This window comes from Pseudomonas sp. TE3728 (assembly GCF_056279145.1).
On the sequence record NZ_JBWBQT010000001.1, the window covers coordinates 107,345 to 133,036 of the forward strand.

Annotated in this window: 20 protein-coding genes; 15 read left to right on the forward strand and 5 right to left on the reverse strand. The window is 59.7% G+C overall.

Annotated features, from left to right (window positions below):
- Window positions 1-7 precede the first annotated feature (7 nt).
- Window positions 8-445: a hypothetical protein gene (locus ACZ89R_RS00550; RefSeq protein ID WP_429547112.1), complete on the forward strand. Its 438-nt coding sequence runs from the start codon at window positions 8-10 to the stop codon at window positions 443-445.
- Window positions 446-564: 119 nt separating this feature from the next.
- On the opposite strand, the gene ytfE is transcribed toward ACZ89R_RS00550, so the two are convergent.
- A complete protein-coding gene (ytfE, locus tag ACZ89R_RS00555) occupies window positions 565-1,239 on the reverse strand; it encodes an iron-sulfur cluster repair protein YtfE (protein WP_429547111.1) in 675 nt (224 codons plus the stop codon).
- A gap of 153 nt (window positions 1,240-1,392) precedes the next feature.
- On the opposite strand from ytfE, the gene norR reads away from it, so the two are divergent.
- The 9 genes from norR to ACZ89R_RS00600 all read left to right on the forward strand — a co-directional run bounded on the left by norR (window position 1,393) and on the right by ACZ89R_RS00600 (window position 12,088).
- Window positions 1,393-2,922: a nitric oxide reductase transcriptional regulator NorR gene (norR, locus tag ACZ89R_RS00560; RefSeq protein WP_429376796.1), complete on the forward strand. Its 1,530-nt coding sequence runs from the start codon at window positions 1,393-1,395 to the stop codon at window positions 2,920-2,922.
- Window positions 2,923-3,000: 78 nt separating this feature from the next.
- A complete protein-coding gene (gene pdxH / locus ACZ89R_RS00565; protein WP_429547110.1) occupies window positions 3,001-3,648 on the forward strand; it encodes a pyridoxamine 5'-phosphate oxidase in 648 nt (215 codons plus the stop codon).
- Between the two features lie 218 nt (window positions 3,649-3,866).
- Window positions 3,867-4,421 carry a molybdenum cofactor biosynthesis protein B gene (gene moaB, locus ACZ89R_RS00570; RefSeq protein ID WP_038982823.1) on the forward strand — a complete coding sequence of 185 codons (555 nt, stop codon included), beginning with the start codon at window positions 3,867-3,869 and terminating at the stop codon, window positions 4,419-4,421.
- Entirely contained in the window at window positions 4,418-5,653 is a 1,236-nt protein-coding gene (locus ACZ89R_RS00575; RefSeq protein ID WP_429547109.1) for a molybdopterin molybdotransferase MoeA, read from the forward strand. Before moaB ends, ACZ89R_RS00575 begins: the two co-directional genes overlap by 4 nt.
- 214 nt (window positions 5,654-5,867) lie before the next feature.
- Window positions 5,868-6,863, forward strand: a complete 996-nt coding sequence (gene ubiU, locus ACZ89R_RS00580; RefSeq protein WP_429547108.1) for a ubiquinone anaerobic biosynthesis protein UbiU — start codon at window positions 5,868-5,870, stop codon at window positions 6,861-6,863.
- A 10-nt stretch (window positions 6,864-6,873) separates the two neighbouring features.
- Window positions 6,874-7,764, forward strand: a complete 891-nt coding sequence (locus ACZ89R_RS00585; protein WP_218394682.1) for a U32 family peptidase — start codon at window positions 6,874-6,876, stop codon at window positions 7,762-7,764.
- On the forward strand, window positions 7,758-8,228 hold the full coding sequence (gene ubiT / locus ACZ89R_RS00590; RefSeq protein ID WP_429547107.1) for a ubiquinone anaerobic biosynthesis accessory factor UbiT: 471 nt from the start codon (window positions 7,758-7,760) through the stop codon (window positions 8,226-8,228). The genes ACZ89R_RS00585 and ubiT overlap by 7 nt, the downstream gene beginning before the upstream one ends.
- Window positions 8,229-8,607: 379 nt before the next feature.
- Window positions 8,608-9,675, forward strand: coding sequence for a WD40/YVTN/BNR-like repeat-containing protein (locus ACZ89R_RS00595; protein WP_123494297.1), 1,068 nt, complete (start codon window positions 8,608-8,610; stop codon window positions 9,673-9,675).
- Window positions 9,676-9,703: 28 nt separating this feature from the next.
- The gene (locus ACZ89R_RS00600) at window positions 9,704-12,088 is read left to right on the forward strand and encodes an efflux RND transporter permease subunit (RefSeq protein WP_123494299.1); all 2,385 of its coding nucleotides are present in this window, start codon (window positions 9,704-9,706) and stop codon (window positions 12,086-12,088) included.
- Window positions 12,089-12,167: 79 nt separating this feature from the next.
- Here ACZ89R_RS00600 and ACZ89R_RS00605 read toward each other — a convergent pair whose 3' ends face one another.
- The 4 genes from ACZ89R_RS00605 to ACZ89R_RS00620 form a co-directional block, all read right to left on the reverse strand.
- Entirely contained in the window at window positions 12,168-12,635 is a 468-nt protein-coding gene (locus ACZ89R_RS00605; RefSeq protein WP_429547106.1) for a hypothetical protein, read from the reverse strand.
- Complete coding sequence (locus tag ACZ89R_RS00610; RefSeq protein WP_476241461.1) at window positions 12,583-16,632, reverse strand: dermonecrotic toxin domain-containing protein; 4,050 nt, start codon at window positions 16,630-16,632, stop codon at window positions 12,583-12,585. The genes ACZ89R_RS00605 and ACZ89R_RS00610 overlap by 53 nt, the downstream gene beginning before the upstream one ends.
- A gap of 471 nt (window positions 16,633-17,103) precedes the next feature.
- Complete coding sequence (locus ACZ89R_RS00615) at window positions 17,104-17,820, reverse strand: FadR/GntR family transcriptional regulator (protein ID WP_032830095.1); 717 nt, start codon at window positions 17,818-17,820, stop codon at window positions 17,104-17,106.
- 185 nt (window positions 17,821-18,005) lie between these two features.
- Window positions 18,006-19,742 carry an IlvD/Edd family dehydratase gene (locus ACZ89R_RS00620; protein WP_007901147.1) on the reverse strand — a complete coding sequence of 579 codons (1,737 nt, stop codon included), beginning with the start codon at window positions 19,740-19,742 and terminating at the stop codon, window positions 18,006-18,008.
- A gap of 193 nt (window positions 19,743-19,935) precedes the next feature.
- On the opposite strand from ACZ89R_RS00620, the gene ACZ89R_RS00625 reads away from it, so the two are divergent.
- The 5 genes from ACZ89R_RS00625 to ACZ89R_RS00645 all read left to right on the forward strand — a co-directional run bounded on the left by ACZ89R_RS00625 (window position 19,936) and on the right by ACZ89R_RS00645 (window position 25,626).
- On the forward strand, window positions 19,936-21,258 hold the full coding sequence (locus tag ACZ89R_RS00625) for an MFS transporter (protein ID WP_429547103.1): 1,323 nt from the start codon (window positions 19,936-19,938) through the stop codon (window positions 21,256-21,258).
- 156 nt (window positions 21,259-21,414) lie between these two features.
- A complete protein-coding gene (gene araD1, locus ACZ89R_RS00630; protein ID WP_429547102.1) occupies window positions 21,415-22,407 on the forward strand; it encodes an AraD1 family protein in 993 nt (330 codons plus the stop codon).
- A 10-nt stretch (window positions 22,408-22,417) separates the two neighbouring features.
- Window positions 22,418-23,998: an aldehyde dehydrogenase (NADP(+)) gene (locus ACZ89R_RS00635; protein WP_429547101.1), complete on the forward strand. Its 1,581-nt coding sequence runs from the start codon at window positions 22,418-22,420 to the stop codon at window positions 23,996-23,998.
- 169 nt (window positions 23,999-24,167) lie between these two features.
- Window positions 24,168-24,464 (forward strand): DUF5629 family protein, encoded by a 297-nt coding sequence (locus ACZ89R_RS00640; RefSeq protein WP_429547100.1) that lies wholly within the window; start codon window positions 24,168-24,170, stop codon window positions 24,462-24,464.
- Entirely contained in the window at window positions 24,457-25,626 is a 1,170-nt protein-coding gene (locus ACZ89R_RS00645; protein WP_429547925.1) for a lactonase family protein, read from the forward strand. Before ACZ89R_RS00640 ends, ACZ89R_RS00645 begins: the two co-directional genes overlap by 8 nt.
- Window positions 25,627-25,692 lie beyond the last annotated feature (66 nt).

Below are 25,692 nucleotides of genomic sequence, written 5' to 3' on the forward strand. Positions count from 1 at the left end.
GGCGCTGATGTATCCCTTTTTACTGGTCACGCATTTGCTGGCAGCGATTGCCTTCATCGGCACGCTGTTTTTCGAAGTGGTCATCTGGCATCGCGCACGCCAGCAGTTGGCGGATACCGCGCAATCCACGGCGGATCAAGCGATTGCCGTGCGCTCGCGCAAGGTGCTGCATGGCGTGGTGTTGCTGTTGTATGGCGCCGGCATCGGCTTGGCGTGGCAGTACCGGGGCGCATTGAGTCAGCCGCTGGCCAGCAGTTTTGGCCTGTTGCTGAGCCTCAAGATCCTGCTGGCCCTGAGCATCATCGGCCATTACTTGCTGCTGGCCTATTGGCTGACCCATGCGCGCCTGACCGCGACTCGCGCCAGCTGGATTCGCCGCAGCATCCTCGGGCACATGGTGTTGATCGTGATCCTGGCCAAGGCGATGTTCTATTGGCACGGTTGATCGAGCTAGAAAACCCATAAATCCGTGGTGACGCCATTCGCGAGCAGGCTCGCTCCCACATTGGAATACCACCCCATGTGGGAGCGAGCCTGCTCGCGAAAGCGGCCTCCGAAAATCGATCAGTGGCGAGGGTTCAGGGCATTGATGAACAGCACGTTGTTTTCCAGATGGATGTGTTGCATCAGGTCGTCTTTGAATTCCAGCAGCCCGCGATAGAGGGCGCGCCAGGTGTTACAGGCATCGGCAGGCGGGATGATGTGATTGGTCAGGGCGAGCATTTTTTCCAGTGCTTCGCCATGTTGATCATGTTCGAAACGCAGCACCTGGATCGGCGGAGCCGCTTGGGCACCGATGCCTTGTTGCAGCATCGGGAACAGCACCTGTTCTTCCTTGAGCATGTGGCCTTCGAGTTCTTGCTGCATGTCGGTCAGGAGATCGGCCAGGCCATTGGGGCAGCTGCTGCGCGCGCCATGGACCTGCTCGACGCGGCGAGCCAGGCGGATCAGTTCCGGCAATTGCTCGCGGTGGCGGGCGTGGTAGCGCGCCAGAAGGTGGGCGATCAACAGCTCCAAAGGTTCGTTGCGCCAGTCGTGCTGGGTTTCGCCGGCGTCTTGCAGAATGTTCAGGGCGTCGGCAATGAGGACCGGATCGAGGTTTTTGCCCAGGGCCGCTTCACGCAGGCTTTTATGCCCGCCGCAACAGAAGTCCAGTTTGAAGGTATGGAAGATCCGGGTGGCACCGGGAATGTCGCAGGCCAGTTGGCCGAGGCTTTGTTCCAATAGGGGCTGGCTCATCAGGGTTCCTTGTTTGGTTTAAACGGTTCCCCAGGCTCATTGCATCCGGCATGCCATATTTAAGTAATTGAAAAACATGAATTTATTTTTAGTTGTGGTGATAGACACCCTGACGCTTTAGGGTGAATCCAACCATAGAGGGTGATTACTACCATGCTGCGAGAAAGCCTGGCAGCCGACCTGATCGTCGAGTTGCCCAATGCCGTGCGGTTGCAACGATTGGTCCAGACCCTGCGCGAATACTTCAACAGTGGCGCCGTGGGCTTGTTGCGTCTGGATGACGACAGTCTCAGGCCCGTTGCGACGGTGGGGCTGGTTCATGAAGCGTTGGGGCGCCGGTTCGTCATCGCCCAGCATCCCCGGCTGGCGGCAATCATGGCGTCGCGCGAGCCGACCTGGTTCGAACCCGACAGTCGCCTGCCAGACCCCTATGACGGCTTGCTCGACAACCACGTCGGCGAACCGCTGCCGGTGCATGACTGCATGGGCGTGAGCCTGTATGTCGAAGGGCGGATCTGGGGCGCGATCACCCTCGATGCGCTGCACGCCGGGACCTTTGACAGCCGGGCGCGGGAAGAGCTCAAGCGCTGCACCTTGCAGATCGAAGCCGCCGTGCGGGTCACCCGTCTGGAACAGGAGAACCGCAGCTTGCGTCTGTCCCGCAGCGATCCCCAGGATTTGCGAATGCCGGTCGAGGAGGGCGAGATCCTTGGGCAGAGTGAGGTGTTGCATCAGTTGCTCAATGAGCTGGATGTACTGGCCGACTCCGATCTGCCGGTATTGCTGTTGGGCGAGACCGGCGTCGGCAAAGAGCTGTTCGCCCGGCGCTTGCATCGTCTTTCAAGGCGCCATCACAAACCGCTGATACACGTTAACTGCGCCGCTTTGCCGGAGTCGCTGGCAGAGAGTGAGTTGTTCGGGCATGTCAAAGGCGCCTTTTCCGGCGCCACCAGTGACCGTGCCGGACGTTTCGATGCCGCCAACGGTGGCACGCTGTTTCTCGATGAAGTCGGGGAGTTGCCCTTGAGCGTGCAAGCGAAGTTACTGCGCACCCTGCAGAACGGCGAGATCCAGCGCCTCGGCGCCGACAAGCCGCTGCACGTGGATGTGCGGATCATCGCCGCCACCAACCGGCATCTGCCGGACAGCATCCGCGACGGCTTGTTTCGCGCCGATCTGTATCACCGGCTCTCGGTGTACCCGGTGCCGATTCCGCCCCTGCGCGAGCGCGGTAACGATGTGTTGATGCTGGCCGGGCATTTCCTTGAACTCAATCGGGCGCGGCTCGGCCTGCGTGGTTTGCGCCTGTCGCCGGCGGCCGAACGCGCGCTGCTGCTTTATACCTGGCCGGGCAATGTGCGTGAACTGGAACACGTGATCAGTCGGGCCGCGTTGAAGCAGCTCAGTCGCGGTACGAGTCGCGCGTTGATCATGACGCTGGAGCCTGAGATTCTCGATCTCGACAGCGCGATGGCGGCATCGGGGGCGGTGGTCGAGCCATCCCCGGACGTTACGGCTGATTTGCCGTTCCAGCCCTTGGGCGAAGCCGTCGACGATTACCAGCGCAAGAAAATCCTCCAGGCCCTGAGCCTGTCGGGGGAAAACTGGGCCAGCGCCGCGCGAATCCTCGAAGTCGATCCCAGCAACCTGCACAAACTGGCACGGCGTCTGCGTCTCAAGTAGGCGACAGTGTTGATGGCGGTCAAGGTGGCTTTGCGCAGTGCCTCGCACACTGCGTAAAACCTTCCGGAGATCACCGTCATGCCGCTTTCCCTGGCTCAGATGCGCCGTAACTACACCCTTAATGGCCTGCAAGATGAGGCTGCGCTGGACGATCCGCTGGCGATGTTCCGGCAGTGGTTGCAACAGGCCCGCGACACCGAGTGCGCGCCTGTCGAGGCCAATAGCATGGTGCTGGCGACGGTCGACCCTGAAGGACGGCCGCATTGTCGGGTTCTGCTGCTCAAGGGCTTGAGCGATGAAGGTTTTACTTTTTTCGGCAATTACCAGAGCGACAAGGGTCAGCAACTGGCCGCCAATCCCTATGCCGCGATGACGTTTTTCTGGCCGGGGCTGGAGCGTCAGGTGCGTATCGAAGGGCAGGTGTCCAGACTCGACCCGCAACTCTCCGACGCGTATTTCGATTCCCGCTCGGTGGCCAGTCGCCTGGGGGCCTGGGCTTCACCGCAAAGCCGTCCGCTGGCCAGTCGCGCAGCGCTGGAATCCATGCTGGCTGAAACCATCAAACGCTTCGTTGGCCAGACCGTCTCGCGTCCCGAGCATTGGGGCGGCTACTGCCTGCACCCTGAACGTCTGGAGTTCTGGCAGGGGCGGGCCGACCGCTTGCATGATCGACTCGATTACCGGTTGCGCGATGGTCTGTGGAAGCGAAGCCGGTTGGCGCCTTGAGCCTCCCCCCAAAAGATCGCAGCCTTCGGCAGCTCCTACAGGAGAACGCGTACATCTGTAGGAGCTGCCGAAGGCTGCGATCTTTTTGGCGCGCTGAATACTTAACTGACTGCCATTAATCCATTGTCCCGGACGAGGTACCTCCTTGGAGGAATAGGCTCGCTCACCATTCCGGTTCAGGCTTCGGGCCATACCCTCATCTACGGGAAGACCTGGATATGGCCCATCTGGCGCAACGCACGTTTGAACCCCTGAACATCGCCGTGCTGACCATCAGCGATACGCGCACCTTTGACACCGACACTTCGGGGCAGACCCTGACGGATTTGCTGCAAACAGCCGGGCATGTGTTGATCGATCGTGATCTGGTCAAGGACGACATTTATCAGATCCGCGCCACCGTTTCCCGGTGGATCGCCGACCCCAAGGTGCAAGTGGTGTTAATGACCGGCGGCACCGGTTTCACCGCTCGCGACAACACACCGCAAGCAGTCTTGCCATTGCTGGACAAGCATGTGGAAGGCTTCGGCGAATTGTTCCGCCAGGTGTCTCTGGAGGAAATCGGCATGTCCAGCCTGCAGTCCCGGGCACTGGCCGGTATGAGTAACGGCGTACTGGTGTGCTGCGTTCCAGGCTCGCCGGGTGCCTGCCGGACGGCCTGGAACAAGATCCTGCTCGAACAACTGGACAGTCGCACCGGCCCATGCAATTTCGCCCCGCATTTGAAACCGCAAGCGCAGCGGGTCATCGACGCCTGCGGGACTCGCTCATGACTGGCCGGGTGTGTGACCTTGGCCACCTGATGCCCGTGGACGAGGCCATCAGCCGTCTGCTGGATCAGGCACCGCCGCCGCCCTTGTCGCACATGATTCCTCTGGATCAAGCCATGGGGCGGGTTCTGGCGACGGACATTCATTCCCCGGTGAACCTGCCGGCCTGGGACAACAGTGCCATGGACGGCTATGCCCTCAGGGCGGCTGACCTGCCTCAGGCGGGTGGCTGTTTATCGATTGGCGGGCGCATTGCGGCGGGGGATCAAGCAAGTTCACCCTTGCTCGCGCAGCAGGCGGTGCAGATCTTTACCGGCGCGCCATTGCCACCGGGCGCCGATACCGTGGTGCCGCAAGAGCGCTGCCGGGTCGAGGGCGAGCGCGTCTGGTTCCCGTCCGTGTCCGTGGGCGATCACGTGCGCAAGGAGGGTGAGGAAGTTCGTCGCGGGGATCTGTTGTTCAAGGCCGGCAAACGCCTGCGCGCCCAAGAACTGGGGTTGCTGGCTGGCGCTGGTATCGCGCGGGTCGAGGTCTATCGGCCGTTGCAGGTGTGCCTGCTCAGCAGCGGTAATGAACTGCGTGAGCCGGGCGATCCCTTGGCGCCGGGACAGATTTACAACAGCAACCGGTATTGCCTCGCCGCGTTGTTGCGCGGCTGGGGCGTCGAGGTGCACGACTATGGCGTCATGGTCGATGAATTGGCGGCCAGCCGGCATGCCTTGAGCCTGGCGTCTTCGGAATGCGACTTGCTGTTGAGTTCCGGTGGCGTATCGGTGGGCGAGGAAGATCACCTCAAACAGGCGATCGAGGAACTGGGTAACGTCGATTTTTGGCGGCTGGCCATTCAGCCGGGCAAGCCACTGGCCTTTGGTGAAGTGGCCGGTAAACCCTGGATCGGCATGCCGGGAAATCCTTCGGCGGCGTTGATCACTGCGTTGGTGGTGGTGCGTCCGTTCCTGCTCAGGGCCCAAGGCGTGACTGACGTACTGCCGGTGCCCGTGGCCGTGCCCGCCGGGTTCGACTGGTTGCAGCGTAACAAGCGTCGGCAGTACCTGCGGGCCCGATTGACGCCCGGCGCCGATGGCCAGTTGAGTGTGGAACTGCACCCTCAGCAAAGCTCGGCGATGTTGACCGCCGCGTGCTGGGCCGATGGGCTGGCGGTGATCGAGTGCGAGCAGCAAGTGCTCAAGCACGACAACGTGATGTTCCTGTCCTTTGCAGACCTGATGCATTGATGGCAATTGATTGCCGTCAAGGCCGTGCCTGCCGGTCTCGCTAGACTGTGTGGCGAGGGAGCTTGCTCCCGCTGGGTCGCGAAGCGGCCCTGTTATTTAGGCCGGCTGCGCAGTCCAGCGTCGGAACGCCGCCCGGAGCAAGCTCGCTCGCCACAAGCGCATTCCAACCATGACTGATTAGGCCTCGGACTGCGTTTTTTCATGAGGATTACCCATGCAACTGGTCTGCCCGGCAGGGAATCTGCCTGCGCTTAAAGCGGCGGTGCGCCAAGGCGCCGATGCCGTCTATGTCGGCTTTCGCGATGACACCAATGCCCGGCATTTCGCGGGGCTGAACATGGACGACAAACAGTTCGACGCCGCGGTCGCCCATATCCGTCAGCATCAACGCAAACTCTACGTCGCGGTCAACACATACCCGCAACCCAAGGGCTGGGAGCGCTGGCAGCGGGCGGTGGATCGTGCCGCCGATTTCGGCGTCGATGCGCTGATCGCCGCCGACCCCGGAGTGCTCAACTACGCCAGTCAGCGCCACCCGAAACTGGCGTTGCACCTGTCGGTCCAGGGCTCGGCGACCCATGCCGCCGCGCTGGAGTTTTATGCGCAGCGCTACGGCATTCGGCGCGCGGTGCTGCCGCGGGTGTTGTCGTTGGCGCAAGTACGCCAGGTCGCCGCCAGCAGCCCGGTACCCATCGAAGTCTTTGGCTTCGGCAGCTTGTGCATCATGGCCGAAGGGCGTTGCCATCTGTCTTCCTACATTACCGGCGAGTCGCCGAACCTGTGCGGTGTCTGTTCGCCAGCCAAGGCGGTGCGCTGGAGCGAGGACGCCGAAGGCTTGAGCGCGCGTCTCAGCGAAGTACTGATCGATCGCTATACCTCTGACGAACCGGCCGGTTACCCGACCTTGTGCAAGGGCCGTTTCCTGGTCGGCGGCAAACGCTTTCATGCGCTGGAGGAGCCCACCAGCCTCGACACCCTGGACTTGCTGCCGGAACTGACGGCCATCGGCGTCGAAGCCGTGAAGATCGAGGGCCGCCAACGCAGCCCGGCCTATGTCGAACAAGTCACCCGTGTCTGGCGCGCGGCACTGGACGCCCATCGTGGCGCACCGGGCAGTTTTCGGGTCAAGGAGGAATGGCGTCAGGTGTTGGCCGGTTTGTCCGAAGGCAGCCAGACCACCCTGGGTGCTTATCATCGATCATGGCAATGAGGGATTCGACATGAAACTCAGCCTGGGACCGGTCCTGTTTTATTGGGACAAAGAGCAACTCAGCAACTTTTACGCCGAGATGTCGGCCTTGCCCCTGGATGTGATTTACCTGGGGGAAACCGTGTGCTCGAAACGCCGGGCATTTTCGCTGGATCAATGGCTGGGGCTGGGACGCGAGTTGCAGGAATGCAGTCAGGCGCAGTTGGTGCTTTCCAGCCTGACGCTGATCGAAGCGGCGTCCGAACTCTCCAGCCTGCGTCGGCTGTGCGACAACGGCCAATTGCTGGTGGAAGCCAACGACATGGGCGCGGTGCAGTTTTTGGCCGAACGCAAGTTGCCGTTCGTGGGCGGCCCGGCCCTCAATCTGTACAACGGTCATGCGTTGACGCAACTGCTCGACAGCGGCATGACCCGCTGGGTGCCGCCCGTGGAATGTTCGGCGGCGCTGATTGGTGATGTGATCGAACAGGTACGCGAACTGGGCCGTGCAGTGCCAGAAGTTGAAATCTTTGCGTATGGGCATTTGCCGTTGGCCTATTCCGCCCGCTGCTTTACGGCCCGAGCGGAAAACCGGCCCAAGGACGACTGCCAGTTTTGTTGCATCAACTACCCTGACGGCCTGGCGCTGACCAGCCAGGAAGGGCAGGCGCTGTTCACCATCAACGGTATTCAGACAATGTCGGCCGAGGTGACCAATCTGCTGGCCGATTACTCCGGGCTGGTGGCCTGCGGTGCCGATCTGTTGCGCTTGAGCCCTCGCGCTCAGGGCATGGCCGAAGTGATTGCCGCCTATCAACGGGTTCGTCTGGGCGAGACACCGCCGCTGTTTGTCGAAGGGTGCAATGGTTACTGGCATGGCCAGGCCGGCATGCTGCGCGTCGAGGAGGTCGGCCTGTGTTGAATCGAAAAAAGTGGTTATTGAAAGGTGCCGACCGGTTACTGCCGCTGGTGCGCCGGGTGCCTTTTGCCGTGCAGCGTCTGGCGTTGCAACAGGCGCTGAATCGGTGCCTCGCCGGGCCGTTGCGCGATGGTGAGTTTGAAGTTTTACGTGGGCGTTGGTTGTGCTTGCGGATTCCCGATCTGGGGTTGTCCTGGTATCTGACGCTCAGTGGTAAAGGGTTGCGGATTGCAGAGCATGCCATGGCGCATGTGACGATCAGTGGCAACTGGCGGGAATTTTTACTGTTGGCGAGTCGTCAGGAGGATCCAGATACGCTGTTCTTTCGCCGGCGTTTGGTGATTGAGGGTGATACCGAACTTGGGCTGGCGTTGAAGAATCTGATCGACAGTCTGGATCCTGATGTGTTGCCCGTTTGGTTGTGGCGCAATCTGGAGCGGGCGGGGAAGGGGTTGGCGGCGGGGTAATCGACGTCGTTCAATTGTGGGAGCTGGCTTGCCTGCGATGGCGGCCTGATAGCCGACCGGGATTTTTGATGGTGTACATATCCGTTTCTGCGCTACCGCAGAAACGGATATGTACACCAAACCCCAAACCCCAAACCCCAATCACCCCTCCGAATACCTCCTCATTCACCCACAAGCCATATCCCCTCCAGTTAACAAAACATAACGTGGCGTCGATTGTCAGACCTTTCCAAACCCCGATAGGATAAGCCAGCTTCCGAAGGGGCTCTGGATTGCGGGTTTCAGGACTATGCTCCTGAATAGGTCAATCCCGATGCGCATCCCTTACGGCGCCCTGAAGGGTTGAACGACCTAACAATAATAATGTGGGGGAAGGTCTATGAGTGAGCCTGTCATGGGTGTGAGTATTTGCCGCCCGCCAGCGTTACGCCGGTTCGCGTTGCTGGCTACAGCGCTCTCGCTGTTGGGCTGTACCGTGCTGTCGGCGCCTGCGCTGGCTGCTGCCGCGTCGGCCACCGATGTGGTTTATTCCGTTGAATCCGCCAAGGCCAGCAAAGGCCTGATGCTCGATGTCGTTCACGCCGGTAAACGCCTGGTGGCGGTCGGCGATCGCGGGCACATTCTGTATTCCGACGACCAGGGCGCGACTTGGATCCAGGCCAAGGTGCCGACCCGGCAACTGCTGACGGCGGTGTTTTTTGTCGATGACAAACACGGCTGGGCCGTAGGCCATGACGCGCAGATCCTCGCCAGCGAAGACGGCGGCGTCACCTGGAGCAAACAATTCGAAGACCTGACACGCGAATCGCCGTTGCTCGACGTCTGGTTCAAGGACGTTAACAGCGGCTTTGCCGTGGGCGCTTACGGTGCCTTGCTGGAAACCACCGACGGCGGTAAAAACTGGGAAAACGTCAGCGATCGCCTCGACAACGAAGACCAGTTCCACCTCAACGCGATTGCCGCGGTCAAGGATTCCGGCATTTTCATCGTCGGTGAACAGGGCAGCATGTTCCGCTCCGCCGATGATGGGCAGACCTGGGAAAAGCTTGAGGGCCCCTATGAAGGCTCGCTGTTCGGTGTGATTGGCACCGCGCAACCGGCCACGCTGCTGGCCTACGGGTTGCGCGGCAATCTTTACCGTTCCACGGATTTCGGCAGCACGTGGGAGCAGGTCGAGCTCAAGGCGGCACGTGGCACACTGGAATTCGGCCTGTCTGGCGCCACGCTGCTCGATGACGGTTCCATCGTGATCGTCGGCAATGGCGGCAGCGTGATTCGCAGCACCGACGACGGCGAAACCTTTAGCGTGTTCAACCGTCCGGATCGCATTTCCGTCTCGGCGGTGACTGCGGCAGGCAACGGCAATCTGATTCTGGCAGGACAGGGTGGCGTTCGCGTCACTTCGCCCACCGGCGCAGAGAATGGAAAAAACGGGTCGTCCAAATGAGCCGGGCAAATAACAAGAAGGCGGGTCTATGACATCCTTAAGCACTCCTCATCAGGATAAGGCGACGTTTCTTGAGCGCCTGATTTTCAACAACCGCCCGGCAGTCATCGTCATCTGCCTGCTGGTCAGTGTTTTCCTGTTCTGGCAGGCGACGTTGATCCGGCCGTCCACCAGTTTCGAAAAAATGATCCCGCTCGAGCATCCGTTCATTGAAAAAATGATGGAGCACCGTAACGATCTGGCGAACCTGGGCAACACGGTGCGGATTTCCGTGGAAGCCACCGACGGCGACATCTTCTCCAAGGAATACATGGAGACCCTGCGTCAGATCAACGACGAGGTGTTCTACATTTCCGGCGTCGACCGTTCCGGCCTCAAGTCGCTGTGGAGCCCGAGCGTGCGCTGGACCGAGGTGACGGAGGAGGGCTTCGCCGGTGGTGAAGTGATTCCCCAGAGCTATAACGGCTCCCAGCAAAGCCTCGACCTGCTGCGTAATAACGTGCTCAAGTCCGGGCAAGTCGGGCGCCTGGTGGCCAACGACTTCAAGTCGAGCATCGTCGACATCCCGCTGCTGGAGTCCTACCCGGACCCGCAGGATCAGGGCAAGTTGCTGGCGCTGGACTACCGCAAGTTCTCCCACGAACTTGAAGACAAGATCCGCAACAAGTTCGAAGCCCAAAACCCCAACGTGAAGATCCACATTGTCGGGTTCGCCAAGAAAGTCGGCGACCTGATCGATGGGCTGGTCATGGTGGTGATGTTCTTCGGCGTAGCCTTCGTCATTACCCTGATCCTGCTGTACTGGTTCACTAACTGCATGCGCAGCACCATTGCGGTATTGAGCACGACGCTGGTGGCGGTGGTCTGGCAGCTGGGCTTGATGCACTTCTTCGGCTTCGGGCTTGATCCGTACTCGATGCTGGTGCCGTTTCTGATTTTCGCCATCGGGATTTCCCACGGCGTGCAGAAAATCAACGGTATCGCCTTGCAGTCCAGCGAGGCGGAGAATGCTCTGACCGCAGCGCGGCGCACATTCCGTCAGCTGTTTCTGCCGGGGATGATCGCGATCCTTGCGGATGCGGTGGGCTTCATCACGCTATTGATCATCGACATCGGGGTGATTCGTGAGCTGGCCATCGGCGCGTCCATCGGCGTGGCGGTGATCGTGTTCACCAACCTGATCCTGCTGCCGGTGGCGATTTCCTACGTCGGTATCAGCAAGCGCGCCGTCGAACGCAGCAAGAAAGATGCGCACCGCGAGCATCCTTTCTGGCGCCTGCTGTCGAATTTTGCCAGCCCCAAAGTCGCCCCGATCTCTATTGCCCTGGCGCTGATCGCTTTCGGTGGCGGCCTCTGGTACAGCCAGAACCTGAAAATCGGTGACCTCGACCAGGGCGCGCCGGAACTGCGTCCGGACTCGCGCTACAACAAGGACAACAGCTTCATCATCAATAACTACTCCACCAGTTCCGACGTGTTGGTGGTGATGGTCAAGACCAAGTCTGAAGGTTGCTCGCGCTACGAGGCCATGGCGCCGATCGACGAGCTGATGTGGAAGATGCAGAACACCGAGGGCGTGCAGTCGGCCATTTCCCTGGTGACCGTGTCCAAGCAGATGATCAAGGGCATGAACGAGGGCAACCTGAAATGGGAAACCCTGTCGCGCAACCCGGACGTGCTGAACAACTCCATCGCCCGCGCCGATGGCCTGTACAACAACAATTGCTCCCTGGCGCCGGTGCTGGTGTTCCTCAACGACCACAAGGCCGAAACCCTGGACCGCGCCGTGCATGCGGTGCAGGACTTCGCCAAAGAGAACAACAAGGAAGGCCTGGAATTCATCCTTGCCGCCGGTAACGCCGGGATCGAGGCGGCCACCAACGAGGTGATCAAACGCTCCGAATTGACCATTCTGGTCCTGGTGTACATCTGCGTCGCAACCATGTGCATGATCACCTTCCGTTCCTGGGCGGCGACCTTGTGCATCGTGCTGCCGCTGGTACTGACCTCGGTCCTCGGCAACGCATTGATGGCGTTCATGGGCATCGGCGTGAAAGTGGCGACCTTGCCGGTAGTGGCGCTCGGGGTGGGGATTGGCGTGGACTACGGGATCTACATCTACAGCCGTCTGGAAAGCTTCCTGCGTGCCGGCCTGCCGTTGCAAGAGGCGTACTACCAGACGCTGAAGTCCACCGGTAAAGCCGTGCTGTTCACCGGCCTGTGCCTGGCGATCGGTGTATGCACCTGGATCTTCTCGGCGATCAAGTTCCAGGCCGACATGGGCCTGATGCTGACCTTCATGTTGCTCTGGAACATGTTCGGCGCGTTGTGGCTGTTGCCAGCGCTGGCGCGGTTCCTGATCAAACCGGAGAAACTGGCAGGGCAGAAGGGCAACTCGCTGTTTGCTCACTGATCCCTGGCTGAAACAGAAAAGCCGCAATCATGGGTTGCGGCTTTTTTTATCGCGTGTTGTTCAGGGCTGGAAACTGGATTCAGAGTTTTAAGAACAGTATTTCATCCAGTGGCGGTTTGATCAGCGATTTCTCCAGATTGGCCACGGCACGGTTATCGGCGGCGGCTTGCCGGATAAGATCCTTGCGTGTCAGAAAGCGCTGCTCCGGTAGTTTTAAATGGCCAATGCTGTAGTCCGGTCGAGGCATATCAAGGCTGGCGTAATGAAAGTGCGCATACCATAAAACGTTAAATGTGTTCTTTTCGCGTACCGCATATTCGGTAAGATAGTCTCCGGCAGCCGTCGGTATCAAACGCCCCACCAGATTGATGTCAACGAAACCGTTCTTCCATAAGTAGTGGATGTTTTCTGCCTTGGGCAGCTGTTTTTTGTAGCCCTCGCTGCAATACAGACGTGCCTGGTGAGTTGCTTCGAGTGCCTCGTTACGAAGGGTTTCACTCAGTTGGGGGGGCCTGCGGCGCAGCAGGATGGGTGTTATCAATTTCATGGGCCAAGGCGTTGAGCTTGTCGGCGTACTGGACCAGCATGTCATTCCAGTCCAAGGGGTTGAGGCTTTCGAGCCGACCAGGGTCTTGTAGCTTTTTCTGTTGGAAGCGTATCGAGTTTTCGATTCCCGCCCGTTGGCCAATCAGCGCATGCATTTCCTTTTTTATTGCCGATAAAGGTCGCGACCCTGGCGGTAATGTTGGTTGAGTGGGCGTGCCCTGCACGACTTCAACCCAGACACCTTCCTCGGGGTGTTCCATGTAGCTGGCAATCTTCTGTTCGGTAATCGGATCTTGAACATCGATGAAACGACCTTGATTGTTTTCCCGGGAGGGTCTGATGTCGCCGATCAGGGTGCCTTTGTTGCGGGACTTGAATACCCTTTTGGTGGACGGCTTGGCCCTGATCGGTTTGATATGTGCGGACTGGGGCGCGACCCCTTCGTTTTCTCGAATCAATGCAGCCAGTTGCTCTTCGGCGCTGACGTGCGCTTCATTGAGTTGGCTCAGAAACGGTGTTTGATATTCAGTGCGCACAAAGCCGGATGCCATTTCATTCAACGAACGGACAGCATTGTCGATTTCCTCGTAGTGCTTGAGGATGTTTTCAAGGACGGCTATCTGCTCGGCGGTTGCGTAGCCGGAGCTGCTGCAGATCTCCATGTGGGACAGCACTGTGCTGTCCATTGAAGAGCCGACGAGTCGCATTACAAAGGGATACTCTGCCGGGTCTCTGGAGCTGCAACTGCGTTCCAGAACCAATTCTTTAAGCGCCAGCAATTGGTGTAGCTTGATGGAAGCAGGGAGGTAGTTTTCGGCATTGAACAAGTGCTTCACTATTTTTCGACTGCGCAGTTTTTCACCTGCCTGTTCCTGAGTCGTTTCAAGTGTTTTGGCGGACTCGATGAGCCTGTTGGTTATCTCGATTTCTGCCCGCCGGTTGTCGACAAATTCGAAATAGGCTGTCGTTATTTCCTGACCCAATTCTTCAGGAAAACGGGCGACGAGTTCACTGAGGTATTCCCCGTTCCTGGTCTGAAGGAGATCGCGCCCCAACAGCTTTATTTGCTCATGAACGATATCCAGAGCGTCCCAGATGAGTAAAAGCCCATTATCACGTTCGCTCTCGTAAGGCCTGGTTCTGTCGACTTCGATCAAGGCGTTGTACGCGTCGGTCAATTTCGGCATCTCGGCGTTCAACGTGTCGATGCGCTCCTTGTAAATATTGAGTTCTCTGTCGTGTATAGCTGCGGCCTCTGCTGTCTTGAGCACTTCCTGGCTATGACGCGAGGTCAGCTGGACCTTCTGCTCTGGTGTAGCCTTGTCGAGCAACTCCCATACGATCCTGAGCTTTTTCTTTTGTGCATCGAGCATTTCCCTCGCGGAAAACAATGATTTCCTGGCCTCTGATTGAGAGAGTACCAATGGCGCGAGGGCCTGCTTCAGACGATCCTTATGAGTGGTCAGTTCATGTAGCCGGAGCCGGTTTTCATCGCGCACCGCCTGGAGTCGCCCCCTCATGCCGCCTTCAAGCTTCAATCCCCGATCCAGTCGCCAGTTCCCCTTGCCGTCGCTGGCGAGTTTGAAACCGGGGCGATCGGAATGGGCCGGATCTGCCAGGTAGACCTCTGCGAAGCCCGGCACGACGCTGACCTGGAAAAAAAGTCCGCCAATGCTGGCGTGCCAGGTATCGTCGATCCGGAAAAGTCCCTTCAGAGACCCGTTTTTCTCGGCCGGTGGCAACTTCTGCGGCCATGGCACGTGAAAGTCCAACAAGGCATTGAGCAACTTGTCGGCCGCTTTAGAGGTGGCAATGGAGTTGGTGAAATCCAGCACCGTATGACTGCCCCCTACCGGTTCCTGTGGGAGGCCCGGCGAACCTTGATGAACGAGGGCGGCAGGCATCGGTTCTGCGTGATTTGCCAGTCTGCGCCAGGGTTTCAGGCGCGGGGCGGTTTGTTCAGGATTTTTCGATGGCAATGGCTGATGGGCGCTCTCCGAGCTGGCTCCCAGGTGCAACAGCACCATCGCGGTATTGAGTAGCAGATCAATCAGCGCTAACTCTTTGGCTTTTGGATCGTCGCTGTCGAGGGCGGGCAGGTCCTGTTTGAGGCTGGTGATCAGTACCGTCATCCATCCGGCAAGCATCAGCGGCCCTCGCGTCAGCGGTAGCAGCAGCGTATTGAAGAGTAACCATGCACCCTCCATGAGAACGGCCCAACGGCTTTCACTGTTGGACACTGACTCACGTTCGGCCAGATCGACCAAGGTGCGAGCGGTGCTGGTGAATAGGTCGTTGAGCAGTCGAGCGTCGTGCAGCGACTGGCGCGATACTTCTGCACCCTCATTGCTGGCCAAGGTTGTGGGGGCAGGTTTTCGTGGACGTTCGAATTCGTCGCCCAAGTGAAAGCGAACAATGTGCGGTTCCTTGAACCCGTCATTGTCGTAAATGCCTCGTACGTTGTCCGCCATCCATGTAAGCACGCTGGTTTGCAACGCGCCGGATTCGGCGATGGCATCGAGGACGGCCTGGCGCGACGGGTACTCCAGCAGGGCTTCGGCGTACAACGGACGATAAAGAAGATGTGGGCCAACGTTCGGATCAAGGGGTTCGATCAGGAACATGTTGTCCACCGTATCGGGTTTGGCACCGGATTTTCTGTGAAACGCCAGCGGGCGGATGACGATGTCCTGTTCGTCGACTTTGCGCTCAGAAGGTGTCTGCCCCATCAGCGCCTTGACGTAGCGATAACCCTTGTCGGTCAAGCCACATTGTTTTCTGACCTTGTACTCCAGCGCGCGCATCGGTAACTGGACTCGCAGTTCGCGGGTAAACAGGGCTTCTCGGCGCCGGGCATCCACGGTGTCCGATAGTAATAACGTCTTGATCCTTTGCGGATAGACCGTACTGATGTCGACGCGCTGGATAAGGCCTTTGCTGCCGAGTATATAGTCCTCGTTCAACCAGTCTTCGGGAGTCTGTCCGTCCTTGCGCAAAACCCGCAGGCGGCCACGGGGCTTGCCGGCGAGATTCTTCAGGGCCAGATCAGTCAGGGACATGCGCACATGTTCGATAAAACCGGCACCTCCCGGATAGCCAGCAGCGACGGCGAAGTCCAGCACCAGATCGTCGGGGTTGTAGTCGACGTCGTGATCCTGCTTTATCTGCGCTCGCAGCGCCTCGCGGCTGAAGCTTCGGATATCTTCGATGCCTTCATTAAATGACTGTCCATGGCTTTGAGCGGTGACGTTTGCGAGGTCGAGCAGGTGCTGTCGATAGGCGAAGCGATCAGTGGCCGAAGCCTGTTTCAACCAGTCGGGGAGTTGCGAGTGCAACTGTGCCAGCATCGTTGGTGGCGCTGTCGATTGCCGGATGAACAGCGTTGCCGGATCCGTGAGGGTGTCCAGACGTTGCGCCAGGTCCTGCTCGCTCGGGTAACTGGAAAATGACAATGCGGCCAGGTTTTCGAGCTGCCGATTAAGGATCAGGCCCGCCTGGAGCTCGAACAGGTTGCCATTGGGCTCATAGCGTTTCCAGGTCAGACGGTCGATCAAAAACTCGCTGTGCATCTTCTTCCCCCAGGCGCTGCCGAAGTCATCCAGGGAATCGAAAGGTTGGACGTGGCCGTCAACGCTGCACTGCAACACTTGTTTCTCACGCATCAACAGAATTTCAGGCCCGAGCAGAAGTATTTCGTTATCGTCGTTGCCGAGTGTCGTTTCCAGAAAGCAGGCGTAAACGGTTTTGCTGGTCTTGGGCGAGCGCTCGACTCTGTCGGGCCAGTCCGTGACCTGCCGCACCATGTCTCGCTGTTCGTCACTCAGATTCGAGGCGTATAAGGCTGCGCCTTTCAACTGGTCATGGAGGAACTCGCTGAACCATTGCCAGCGACTGATGCCGCTGTCGTCGGTCAGGCTCCAGTAGTCAGCCAATACCTGCTGATAATCGAGGTAAAGCGTCGATGGCAGCTCGGCAATGATGCTGGCAATGATTTGCATGTCCACGTGTGGCCTGGCTGCGGTGTCCAGGCGTTTGGGTGGTACTTGCGTGAGGAAAAACGCCCTTGAGTCCTGTGGGGTGAAGTCCAGCATCTGCGGGTTGACCAGATGGTCGATAACCACTTGGCTCAACGGCTTCAGATCCCAATGGCCACCGACAGCGGGGCTGGCCAGCTTGATCTTTATCGGATCGAAATCCAGTGTGGGGTAATGCTCCAGCAACCTGTCGCGTAATGCATTGATAATCGCAGAAAGCAGTGTCGGTCGACTGGCGAATCGCTGCTGAACCGCCCGGGCGGGCAGTTGGCTGAATGGAGGAGATACCGGTGCAACAGGGGTGAGCATGACGAAATCCTTTTCGTGTTATAGGTCGGCGCTGTCATAGCGTCCGTGCCTCTGGGCCGGATCATCGGCCCTGAGCAGGAAATTTCATTCTGTCACCGCCTGTGCGGAATGGGTTATGGCGTGTGGTTACAAGACTTGACCGAGTACCGTGCTTAGCGCACTGCGCGCATCATCCAGTTGCACCAGCGTTGCATGCCGGGCACCGAGGGCGTCACGGTTTTCGATAGCGGTCAGGATCGCCTTGTGCCGTGGCAGTGCCAGTTCATGCAGATTCGGCCGTTGGTTGGAATGCTTCAAGGCTTCGGCAATGGCCACCGACAACATGTTGCACAGGTTCGCCAGCAAGTCGTTATGGGTTGCGTCGGCGATCCGGCTGTGGAAATCCAGGTCCGGTTGCAGCAAGGCTTCAGGCGTCGGTGCCGCTTCCATGCGCTGGTAGGCTTCACCGATGGAGGCGATGTCTTCGTCGGTGGCGAACTGCGCGGCCAACGCGGCGGCGGCCGGCTCAATGATGCTGCGCACGCTGGTCAGCAGATCAAAAAATTCATTTTGCGGACTGCTTTGCATCAGCCAGTGCAGCACGTCCGGGTCGAGCATGTGCCATTCCTTGCGCGGCTTGACCACCGTGCCGACCCGCGGACGGGAATACACCAGGCCCTTGGCCACCAATACGCGAGTGGCTTCGCGCAGCACCGGTCGGCTGACCGCGTATTCCTCGCACAGCAGGGCTTCGGCGGGCAGTTTGTCGTCCGGCTTGAACCGTCCCGAGACGATCTGCATGCCCAATTCCTGGACGATGCGCGAGTGCATGCTTTTGCGGTCGGAGGGTTTGCGGTAATCCATGGGGAACGGCGCGATCCTGTGCGATGGGGTGCCGCGCATGATAGCAGGCGCGGCGCAGACTTGAGGCTGATACAAAGCAAATGTGGGAGCTAGCCTGCTAGCGATTGCGGTGTGCCAGTCAATATGAACGTCAACTGACAGACCGTAATCGCTAGCAGGCTAGCTCCCACAAAGGATGTTTGCTGTCAGTGAGAGTGACGCGGCACCTCGGCTCCGCGGCAACCGACGAGGAAATCGAAGTCGCAACCCTGATCCGCCTGCAGCACATGGTCGATGTACAGCTGACGATAACCGCCCACGATCAACTGTTGCGGTGGTTGCAGATCCGCCATGCGCGCTGCCAGCTCCGCATCCGGAATGTCCAGGTGCAAACGCCCGTTGGCGCAATCAAGCTCGATCCAGTCGCCTTCCTTCACGGTCGCCAAAGGCCCACCAGCCGCCGCTTCCGGTGCCACATGCAGAACAACGGTGCCGTAAGCGGTGCCGCTCATGCGTGCGTCGGAAATCCGCACCATGTCGGTCACGCCCTGGGCCAGCAGCTTGGCCGGTAATCCCATGTTGCCGACTTCGGCCATGCCCGGATAACCCTTCGGTCCGCAGTTCTTCATCACCAGAATCGAGTTGGCATCCACGTCCAGTTCCGGGTCGTTGATCCGTGCCTTGTACATGTCGAAGTTCTCGAACACCACCGCACGCCCGCGATGTTGCATCAATTCGGCGCTCGCGGCGGATGGCTTGAGCACCGCACCCAGCGGGGCCAGATTGCCGCGCAACACGCAGATGCCGCCATCGGCGCGGATCGGGTTGTCGAGGGTGCGAATCACTTCGTCCTGGCCGTAGATCGGCGCGTCCTTGGTGTTTTCACCGATGGTTTTGCCGTTGACGGTGAGGGCATTCGGGTTCGGAATCAGGTTCGCTTCGCCGAGGCGACGCAGCACCGCGGGCAAGCCGCCGGCGTAGTAGAACTCTTCCATCAGGAAGCGCCCGGACGGTTGCAGGTCGACGATGGTCGGCATGCCGCGACCGATGCGGGTCCAGTCATCCAGGTCCAGTTCGACGCCGATGCGCCCGGCGATGGCTTTCAAGTGGATCACCGCGTTGGTCGAACCGCCGATGGCGGCGTTCACCCGGATGGCGTTTTCGAAGGCTTCCTTGGTCAGGATTTTCGACAGTTTCAAATCTTCGCGGACCATCTCCACCGCGCGCATGCCCGACATGTGCGCCAACACATAACGGCGTGCATCGACCGCCGGAATCGCCGCGTTGTGGGGCAGGGAAGTGCCAAGTGCTTCGGCCATGCAAGCCATGGTCGAGGCCGTGCCCATGGTGTTGCAGGTACCGGCCGAGCGTGACATGCCGCCCTCGGCCGCGAGGAAATCGTCAAGGGTGATGGTGCCAGCCTTGACCTGTTCGCTGAGCTGCCAGACCACCGTGCCCGAGCCGATGTCCTGGCCCTTGTGCTTGCCGTTGAGCATCGGCCCACCGGTGACAACGATCGCCGGCACGTCGCAACTGGCCGCGCCCATCAGCAGCGCCGGGGTGGTTTTGTCGCAGCCGGTGAGCAGCACCACGCCATCGATCGGGTTACCGCGAATCGCTTCCTCAACGTCCATGCTCGCCAGGTTGCGAGTCAGCATGGCAGTGGGGCGCAGGTTCGATTCGCCATTGGAGAACACCGGGAATTCCACTGGAAAGCCGCCGGCTTCGATCACCCCGCGTTTGACGTGCTCGGCGATCTGCCGGAAATGCGCGTTGCACGGGGTCAGTTCCGACCAGGTGTTGCAGATGCCGATGATCGGCTTGCCGTGGAACTGGTGGTCGGCGATGCCCTGATTCTTCATCCAGCTGCGGTACATGAAGCCGTTCTTGTCGGCGGTGCCAAACCATTGGGCGGAGCGCAGGGTGGGTTTCTTATCAGACATGATCGGTTCTCTTATTGTATGACTATATTGTTCGAGCTATGGCGTAACATAAGCGCAATTTCGCCTGTTTGGAAGGGTTGTTGGTTAAATAGTATTACTATATAGTCATTTTCAACGGAGGGATGGCCCTGGCAGTTTTCTGCGAGAGGCGTCCCCCGAGGTTCTATAACAACAACAATCGGAGACCGAACTCATGAGCCAGGAACTGCGGCTTATCCGTCGCATCACGCTGAAACTGATTCCCTTCCTGATCCTGCTGTACCTGATCGCCTATGTGGATCGCTCCGCGGTAGGTTTCGCCAAGCTGCACATGGGCGCCGACATCGGTCTGGGTGACGCGGCTTATGGCCTGGGTGCCGGGCTGTTCTTCATTGGCTACTTCCTGCTGGAAATCCCCAGCAACCTGATGCTCGACCGCTTCGGCGCAAGGCGCTGGTTTGCGCGGATCATGGTCACCTGGGGTGCCATCACCATCGGCATGGCGTTCGTCCAGGGACCGAACAGCTTCTATGTGATGCGCTTTCTGCTCGGCGCGGCCGAAGCCGGGTTCTTCCCGGGCGTTCTGTACTACATCACCCAATGGTTCCCGATTCGCCATCGCGGCAAGATTCTCGGGTTGTTCATCCTTTCCCAACCCATCGCGATGATGATCACCGGCCCAGTGTCCGGCGGCTTGCTGGGCATGGACGGCATCCTTGGCCTGCACGGCTGGCAGTGGCTGTTCATCGTCATCGGCACACCCGCGATCCTGCTGACCTGGCCGGTGCTGCGTTACCTGCCGGACGGTCCGCAACAGGTGAAATGGATGGACCAGTCTGAGAAAGACTGGCTGACCGGTGAGCTGAAAAAGGACCTGGAGGTGTACGGCCAGACCCGCCACGGCAATCCGCTGCATGCACTGAAGGACAAACGCGTGTTGCTGCTGGCGCTGTTCTATCTGCCGGTGACCCTGAGCATCTACGGTCTCGGTTTGTGGCTGCCGACGTTGATCAAGCAGTTCGGTGGCACTGACCTGATGACCGGGTTCGTGTCGTCGGTACCGTACATCTTCGGGATCATCGGTTTGCTGATCATTCCGCGCAGTTCCGATCGCTTGAATGATCGCTACGGCCATCTGGCGGTGCTGTATGTATTGGGCGCCATCGGCCTGTTCCTCAGCGCCTGGCTGACCGTGCCGGTGCTGCAATTGGCGGCGCTGTGCCTGGTGGCGTTCGCGCTGTTTTCCTGCACGGCGGTGTTCTGGACCTTGCCGGGGCGCTTCTTTGCCGGCGCCAGTGCGGCGGCGGGGATCGCGTTGATCAACTCGGTGGGCAACCTCGGCGGCTACATCGGTCCGTTCGTGATCGGTGCGTTGAAGGAATACACGGGCAATCTGGCGTCGGGGTTGTATTTCCTGTCCTGCGTGATGGTGTTCGGCCTGGTCCTGACGGGTGTGGTTTATCGGTTGCTGGAGCGTAAGCATGTATTGCCGGCCGATGAATTTGCGGCCAGTGCGCGTGGTGCTACCCGCACCTGAATCTGAGGATCAACACCCATCAACTGTGGGAGCGAGCCTGCTCGCGATGACGGCCTGATAATCAACATTGATGTCGGACTGAATGGCCTCATCGCGAGCAGGCTCGCTCCCACATTGGTTTTGTGGCGTTTTCGAGTTTGTTTACAGGAGAAAATCATGCGTTTAGTTCAGTTCGAATTGAGTCACGGCGAACGCCGTGTCGGCGTGGTCGAGGACGGCCTGGTGCGCGAAGTACAGGATGCGCGCTCAGTGCGGGATCTGGCGTTGGCGTCGATCGAGGCAGGCATCAATCTTGAGCAACAGATTCAAACCCTGGGGTTGGGCATCAGCCATGACTATTCAGCGCTGCTCGCCAATCTGCAAATCCTGCCGCCGCTGGATCACCCGGACCCGGCGCACATGCTGGTCAGCGGCACCGGCCTGACCCATCTGGGCAGCGCTTCGGCCCGGGACAAAATGCATCAGCAGGCCGGCGACGAAACCGCCATGACCGACACCATGCGCATCTTCAAGTGGGGCGTGGAGGGCGGTAAACCCGCGACCGGCCAGGCCGGCGTGCAACCGGAGTGGTTCTATAAGGGCGACGGCAGCATCGTTGTGCGACCGGGCAAGCCGTTCCCGCTGCCGCCGTTTGCCGAAGATGCCGGGGAGGAGCCCGAGCTCAGCGGCCTCTATGTGATCGGCCACGACGGCAAACCCTATCGCCTCGGTTTCGCGGTGGGCAACGAGTTCTCCGATCACGTGATGGAGCGCAAGAATTACCTCTACCTGGCCCATTCGAAACTGCGCAGTTGCAGTTATGGCCCGGAGCTTCGGGTCGGCGAATTGCCCCCGCATCTGGCCGGCACCAGCCGCATCCTGCGCAATGGTGAAGTGCTGTGGCAGAACGAGTTCCTCAGTGGCGAAGCGAACATGTGCCACAGCGTGGAAAACCTCGAGTACCACCATTTCAAGTACAGCCAGTTCCTGCGCCCCGGCGACGTACACATTCACTTCTTCGGCACTGCGACCTTGTCCTTCGCCGATGGCATCCGCACCCAGCCGGGTGACGTGTTCGAGATCAGTCAGGCCGAGTTCGGCGCACCCTTGATCAACGGCATTGAACCCGTTGAAGCGGCGTTCGAACCCGGCACCGTCGGCACACTTTAAGGAGACACCCATGACCCGGATTCTTGGTCACAACTACATTGGCGGTCAGCGCAGCGCTACCGGCACCGTCAAACTCCAGAGCATCGACGCCAGCACTGGCGAGGCTTTGCCTCACGACTTCTATCAGGCCACCCTTGAAGAGGTCGACGCCGCCGCAAAGGCTGCCGCCGCCGCTTACCCGGCCTATCGCATCCTGAGCGCCGAACGACGTGCGCAATTTCTCGATGCGATTGCCGATGAACTGGACGCGTTGGGTGATGACTTTGTCGCCGTGGTCTGTAGCGAAACTGCGTTGCCGGCCGGTCGTATTCAAGGAGAGCGTGGTCGCACCAGCGGCCAGATGCGTCTGTTCGCTAAGGTGCTGCGGCGTGGTGATTTCTATGGGGCGCGTATTGATCGGGCGCTGCCTGAGCGCACACCATTGCCGCGACCGGATTTGCGTCAGTACCGCATCGGCCTCGGGCCGGTCGCCGTGTTTGGTGCGAGCAACTTTCCGCTGGCGTTTTCCACGGCGGGCGGCGATACCGCTTCGGTATTGGCCGCTGGCTGTCCGGTAGTGTTCAAGGCCCACAGCGGCCACATGGCAACTGCTGAGTGGGTGGCCGAGGCCGTGATCCGCGCTGCCGAGAAAACGTCGATGCCTGCCGGTGTGTTCAACATGATCTACGGCGGCGGGGTGGGTGAAGCGCTGGTCAAGCACCCGGCCATTCAGGCGGTCGGTTTTACCGGTTCGCTCAAAGGTGGCCGTGCGCTGTGCGACATGGCCGCGGCACGTGCGCAGCCGATTCCGGTGTTCGCCGAGATGTCGAGCATCAACCCGGTGATCGTGCTGCCTCAAGCGCTGGAAGCTCGTGCTGAAAGCGTCGCCCGAGACCTCACGGCGTCGGTGGTGCAGGGTTGTGGGCAGTTCTGTACCAATCCGGGGTTGGTGATCGGTATTCGTTCGCCGCAGTTCAGCGCGTTCGTGCAGCAGGTGGCGGGGCTGATTGGCGATCAACCGGCGCAAACCATGCTCAATGCCGGCACCTTGAGCAGCTATGGCAAGGGCCTGCAGAAGCTTCTCGCGCATCCGAAGATCGAGCATTTGGCGGGCAGTCCGCAACAAGGCAATCAGGCGCAACCGCAACTGTTCAAGGCCGATGTGAGCCTGTTGCTCGATGGCGATGAAGTGCTGCAAGAGGAAGTATTCGGCCCGACCACGGTGTTCGTCGAAGTGGCGGATCAGGCGCAACTCAATGCCGCTTTGAACGGTCTGCATGGGCAGCTGACGGCAACGATCATCGGTGAGCCGGCGGACTTCGAACAATTCGGTGAGCTGACGGCATTGCTGGAGCAGAAGGTCGGACGAATCCTGCTTAACGGCTATCCGACCGGCGTGGAAGTCTGTGATTCGATGGTTCATGGCGGGCCGTATCCGGCGACATCCGATGCGCGCGGCACCTCGGTGGGCACCCTGGCCATCGACCGTTTCCTGCGCCCGGTGTGCTTCCAGAACTACCCCGACAGCCTGCTGCCGGAAGCGCTGAAAAATGGTAATCCGCTGCGCATCCAGCGCCTGGTCGACGGCAAGCCATCGCGCGATGCGCTCTAACGGTTGAGCGCAACCCGTAGGAGCTGCCGAAGGCTGCGATCTTTTGATTCTGATTTTCAGCGGCTCCGAAAAAATCAAGATCAAAAGATCGCAGCCTTCGGCAGCTCCTACGGGGGAGAGCGGCGCAGTGCGCTATCATTGCCTCTTTCCCATTCAAAGATTGACTGCCATGACTGCCGTAACCAACACCTTGCTCAGCGCCCTCGAACACTGCGACATGCTTGAAATCGACGGGCTGCACGCGTTCGACTTCTCCCTCGATGAAGACGATAACCTGCACATCGAATGCATGGACGGTCGGGCGCTCAAGCGCTGGGAGTTCAGCATGGCCCAGATCGCGGCGGCGACGTTCGATCCCGACTTGAAGAGCTGGATCATTACCGGCGATTCCGGCGAGCACCGGCTGGTGCCTATGGAAGCGTTCGGCGGTGGTGACGATGAGGACGAAACGAATGAGGATGCGTAACTTCTGGCCACTGTTGATGGCTGGCAGCGTCGGCGCAATGGGCGTGCAAGCGGCCCCGGTCGACAGTTACGAATTGCTGGTGGGCTCTTACACCGCCGGCCAGAGCCAAGGGATTTATCGTCTGAACTTCGACAGCCGCACCGGGCAGATCGACGCCACACCCCTGCAGGTGGTGAAGAGCGCCAATCCGTCCTGGCTGGCCGTGTCCAAGGATCAACAGCGCCTGTTCGCGGTCAACGAAAACGGCCCGGGACAGGCGGATCCGGTAGGGCGTATCAGCAGTTATGCAATTGACCCGAAGACCAATGAGTTGAACCTGATCAGTCGGGTGCAAACCCTGGGCAACGAGCCGACGCACTCGAGCGTCAGCGGTGATGCCAGCCACGTGTTTGTCAGCAACTACTCGGTGGCTGAAGACCCGGGCGGCACCCTGGCGGTGTTACCGGTGGGCACCGACGGCAAGCTAAAAGCCGTGGTGCAGATGAGCAGTCATCCGTCCAGCCGGGTCAACCCCGAGCGGCAGAAGTCGGCGCACGTGCATTCGGTGGTTTCATCGCCGGATGGCCAATACGTGTTTTCCAACGACTTGGGAGCGGACAAGATCTTCGTCTATCGCTTCGATCCCAAGGCCAATCCGGAACGACCATTGACCGCCGCCAAACCCGCGTCCGTCCAGTTGCCACCTGGTAGCGGGCCGCGACACTTGCTGTTCAGCGCCGATGGCAAGCACGCTTGGCTGACCATGGAAATGAGCGCGCAAGTCGCAGTGTTCGATTACCGCGACGGCAAGCTTGAGCAAACGCAGTTGGTCGATCTGGCGGCGGGTCTGCCGACATCGGGTAAGGCTGCGGCTGCGCTTCACGCCTCGGCCGACGGCAAGTTCCTTTACGTCAGCAACCGTGGCACCACCAATCAGTTGCTGGTGTTCGCCATCGACCCGGCGACCGGGCATCTCAAGGAGCTTCAGCGCCGCTCGGTAGACGGTGATCACCCGCGCGAGTTCAGCCTCGACCCGAGTGGCAAGTTCGTGCTGATTGCCAACCAGAAGAGCAACCAGATTGTCGTCGTCGAGCGCGATGCCAAGACTGGGCTGTTGGGTAAAACCGTGCAGAAACTGCCGATGGATGCCCCCAGCGATCTCAAGTTCCTGGTGCGTCAATAGACCGCAGGCCCCGGTTGATGGGGCCTGCAACCTTCTATTAATGAGACTGATATCGGCTAATGCTAC